Annotated in this window: 2 protein-coding genes; both read right to left on the bottom strand. The window is 34.9% G+C overall.

The features are described from left to right. Window positions 1–445: 445 nt before the first annotated feature. Window positions 446–1,486, bottom strand: a complete 1,041-nt coding sequence (locus AFK68_RS44550; protein WP_371357280.1) for a CHAT domain-containing protein — start codon at window positions 1,484–1,486, stop codon at window positions 446–448. Window positions 1,487–1,720: 234 nt separating this feature from the next. Then, window positions 1,721–3,528, bottom strand: a 1,808-nt coding sequence (locus tag AFK68_RS41295) for a tetratricopeptide repeat protein (protein WP_246844071.1), incomplete at its 3' end; no start/stop codon positions are given. Window positions 3,529–4,343 lie beyond the last annotated feature (815 nt).

The raw sequence follows: 4,343 nt of genomic DNA, 5'->3' as shown, positions 1-4,343 counted from the left end.
CAACAATACCTGCAAAAAATACGACTATTCCTTGCACCGTCGGATAATCTCGCGAACTAATTGCTTGATACAATCTATTTGCCAAACCAAAAAAAGAGCCGAAAATAATATTATTTCACTGAAGTTATAAGTCAATTTTTATCTAGCAAAAACCAGGGATATTTGGTTCTAATTTATGAAATTAAAGGTGATATCAACCAATCTGTAAAAGCTAGTAAAATCTTAACTTAATTCTAGAATGAAATAGCTATAACCCCGCTTTTTAATCAGTTATTAGTTATAGCAGTTTTCATTTTTTTTAGAGTACAGAGATTTGCTTTAAAGGAAGAAGGAAGAAGCAAGAAGTTTTGTAATCTACCTTTGTGAAAACCGCTATAAATATTTTTTCTAGAGGAGGCTAACTGTTAACGCAGTTCCTCCGCAGGAGGCTAACTGAAATTACTGCTTAAAATCCATTTCCCATTAATATAAATGATGCCCAATAATAAGGATTACTCCCTTCTTTATCCTTCCCAGTAATCATATTTATTTGAGCAGCGCGTAATGCTTCTGCTTGACTTTTTCCTTCTTGCAAAACTGTGTAAAAAGTATTCATTAATTGGTCTGAATCATCGTTAACTCGCCATAAAGAAGTTATTACTGTTTCTACTCCAGCATTTTGCATTTGATAACCCAAACCAACTATTTCTTCCCCATTACCCATCCGCCCACTAATATTAGTTTCGGCAGCACTTAATACTACCAAATCTATTTCAAATGACCAATTTTCCATATCGCGCAGAGTAATACGATCGCCATCTCCAAATAAGATAAAAGAATCTTCTGGTTTGCCATTTCCTTCTTTTTCTGTTAACAAGGCAACGGGGGTATCTAAATGCACAATATTGTAGTTATTAAAATCATTAATTGTTGTTTGTGAACTAAATTCACTGTTAATAAGTTGGCGAGTACCGGGAATTGTTTCTGCTAAATTTTCGACTAATTTGCCTGTTGTTGGTCTTAACTGAACTTGGCGACTTCCTATCTGAACTTGATATTTACCTTCGGTTAAAGCTGCTGCTAATAGACGGGGTTGATTTTTGGGTTGAGTCTCAAAATTTGTCAGACTAGCTGCAATAATATTATTTACAGCAAAACGTTCTACTAACCATTTTTCTCCATCATAAAGTGCTGTTAAAGGAAGATAGCGAAGTTGCTTATCTGGCGCATAAATAATTGTATTAATATTTGCTTTAGTTAACTCATCTTCTATTGGTTTGATTAACCAACCATAGAGTTTTTCTGCCGAGTTTTTCACATCTCCAACAGCATTAGAAATTGTACCTCGGAAGTCAGCGATCGCCCGTTCAATTTCTTCTGCTTTTACCTCTACAGTTTCATGTATTGTTTCTCCCTCTGCTGTGATTAATATTAATTCTAATTTGTCTGGCAAAATCAAGGGATAAAATAAAACTGTTCTGGGTAACTTTTGCAATTTTTCTTGCATATTTGGAAACTGTGAAAAATCTGCTTTGAGATTATTTTTATCAATTTCCCGCTCTAAAATATCTTTTGTTTCTTCAGCTAGAATTTTTTCTTCAGCAGCTAGCAATTTTACTCCGGTTACTGTTATTTCATTACCTTTTACATTGCCGAGATAATTATCTAATTCTTGAATTTTCAGCAAATCTAAAACTTGTTGAGCTTCAAAAATACGTTCTTGTTGTAATAGTAAATCTANGCTTTGAGATTATTTTTATCAATTTCCCGCTCTAAAATATCTTTTGTTTCTTCAGCTAGAATTTTTTCTTCAGCAGCTAGCAATTTTACTCCGGTTACTGTTATTTCATTACCTTTTACATTGCCGAGATAATTATCTAATTCTTGAATTTTCAGCAAATCTAAAACTTGTTGAGCTTCAAAAATACGTTCTTGTTGTAATAGTAAATCTACTAAATTGCGATAAACTGTTTCAGGATTTTCTAATAGACTTTTCTGACTTTTCTGACTCCGCAGAGTTTCATTGATATTAATCGCTTGTTTATAAAAAACTACTGCTAACTCTGGTTTTTCTTGGGCGACTAATATTGTGCCTAACTGTCCATAAATTCGACCAGCATTAGCGGTTTTTTCACTTTCTTGATATATGACTAATGCTTGCTCTAAATTTTCTAAAGCTTGAGGATATTGTTTCAGTTGAAATAAAGAATCTCCCATTCCTTGATAAGCTATAGCTACAGAATTTTTATCCTCTTTATTTGGGAAATTATCTAAAGCAAGTTTGTGATAATTTAGAGCAATCGAATAATCTCCAGAACTATAATAAACTTCTCCCAAAGCATTCATATTAGCAGCAATAACTGACTTATCTCCTACTTTCTTATTTATCGGTAAAGATTTTAGTAAAATTTGTTTGGCTTTCTGGTTTTCTCCTAAGCTGTCATAAACTTTTCCCAAACCAACCATTGTTTTACCTTCAGCAGCACTGTCTTCTGCTTCTTTGTAAAATACTAAAGCTGCTTCATAAGTTGATTTTGCTTTGTCATTTTCTCCAACTTCATAATAGGCATCACCCAAATAATTTAAAGCTTCTAATTGCCCAGGTTTATCCTCTGCAACTTTAGCAGCTTCTAAACCTTTTTCATAAGCTGCTAATGCTTGACTTTCTTCTCCTTCTTTTTGATAAAGTGCGCCCATAAAACCATAAATTCGTCCGACACTTCTTTGGTCTCCAACACTTTCTAACATGGCAACTGCTTGCTTAAAATATTTGAGAGCTTCAGAATTTTCACCCTTTTCTCGATAAACAAAACCAATATTATTTAATAACCTCCCAACTCCAGCACTATCATTAATTTCTCGACGCACACTTAAAGCTTTTTGATATTTTTCCAAAGCTTTGTCATAATTGCCTTGATTAAAGTAAACTACTCCCATATTGTTGAGGGTTCGACCAACGTCACGGCGATCGCCTACTTCTTCCCGAATGGTAAGTGCTTCTTGGTAAAATTCCAGCGCTTGGTCAAGTTGTCTCTGACTTGCTTTAACCGCACCAATATTATGCAACGACTCTCCTTCTTTGGAGCGATCGCTAACCGCTTGAGAAATATCTAAAGCCTCTTGATGCAAATTTAAAGCTTGGGAAAACTCCCGCTGTCTCTGATAGACAAAACCAATAAGGTTTAAAGTTTCTGCCACACCAGAGCGATCGTTTATCTGGCGACGAATAGTTAAAGCTTTCTGCAAAACATCTAAAGCTTCTGAATATTCCCTTTGGTTAATATAGACATCCCCAATATTGTTAAGAGTTTGAGCAATTCCCCCTTGGTCTCCTAATTCCTTACGAATTGTCAAAACTTGTTCGTAAGTTTCTAAAGCTTCATCAAATGCTCCTCTGCGAAATTGTTCCACACCTGTTTCAAACAATTTATTTGCCTTGGTCTTAGGGGCAGAAGATTCAGAGGAATTTTCCACCTCTGGGGCAGGATTTTGGGCCAATACATTGGAAATAATTACAACGTTGGGTATGGCCGAAATGACAATAGCCATAACAGTCAAATAGCTAAAGTAAAAATAGGAATTTTTCACCGTGGAAGACCTCCTCATTCAATACAAGTTCTAGGTTTGAGATAAAACAGTTATTTAAAGACTACATATTTTGGCCATTTAATATAATTCTTGCTATGCTCCGATACGCAAGTCATGCATTGAGTGCGTAATTCTGAGGTTTCCGTTTCCTGCGGAATCCGTAAGGAAACAGAATGTAAGACGCACATCTGACAATCAAAAATCAAAAGTCAAAAATAATCCCTGACTTCGCGCCTTCTGTGGGTNTAAAACAGTTATTTAAAGACTACATATTTTGGCCATTTAATATAATTCTTGCTATGCTCCGATACGCAAGTCATGCATTGAGTGCGTAATTCTGAGGTTTCCGTTTCCTGCGGAATCCGTAAGGAAACAGAATGTAAGACGCACATCTGACAATCAAAAATCAAAAGTCAAAAATAATCCCTGACTTCGCGCCTTCTGTGGGTCGCCAATCCTACTTCCCATGTCAGATAGGGGAAGAGGGTTAGAGAGTTAGGTTTTTTATTACCCACAACACAATTGAACCTGAAACCTACTACCTAAAACCTTCTTTAAAAATCTAAGAGTTTATACTCTCAACAGGTATTTTTTACCATTTTGCCTTTCTCAAATTTCTCAAGTTAAACCTGTGGCCAAGTAAGTTAATTTCGGTTAAGTAGGACTTATGGTAAAGTTAATTTAGATAGTTCTAAAATTATTTTATTCATATTGTTTAACATTCATTTTTTTTAGTGTAAAACAGGAAGTTGGGAATTATATAGATAATTATAGAT

Origin of the sequence: Hydrocoleum sp. CS-953 (assembly GCF_002260545.1) — a bacterium.
Taxonomy (GTDB): Bacteria; Cyanobacteriota; Cyanobacteriia; order Cyanobacteriales; family Microcoleaceae; genus Trichodesmium.
Note: the sequence above shows the minus strand (reverse complement) of the source record. Positions and strands in the feature narration are given on the sequence as shown.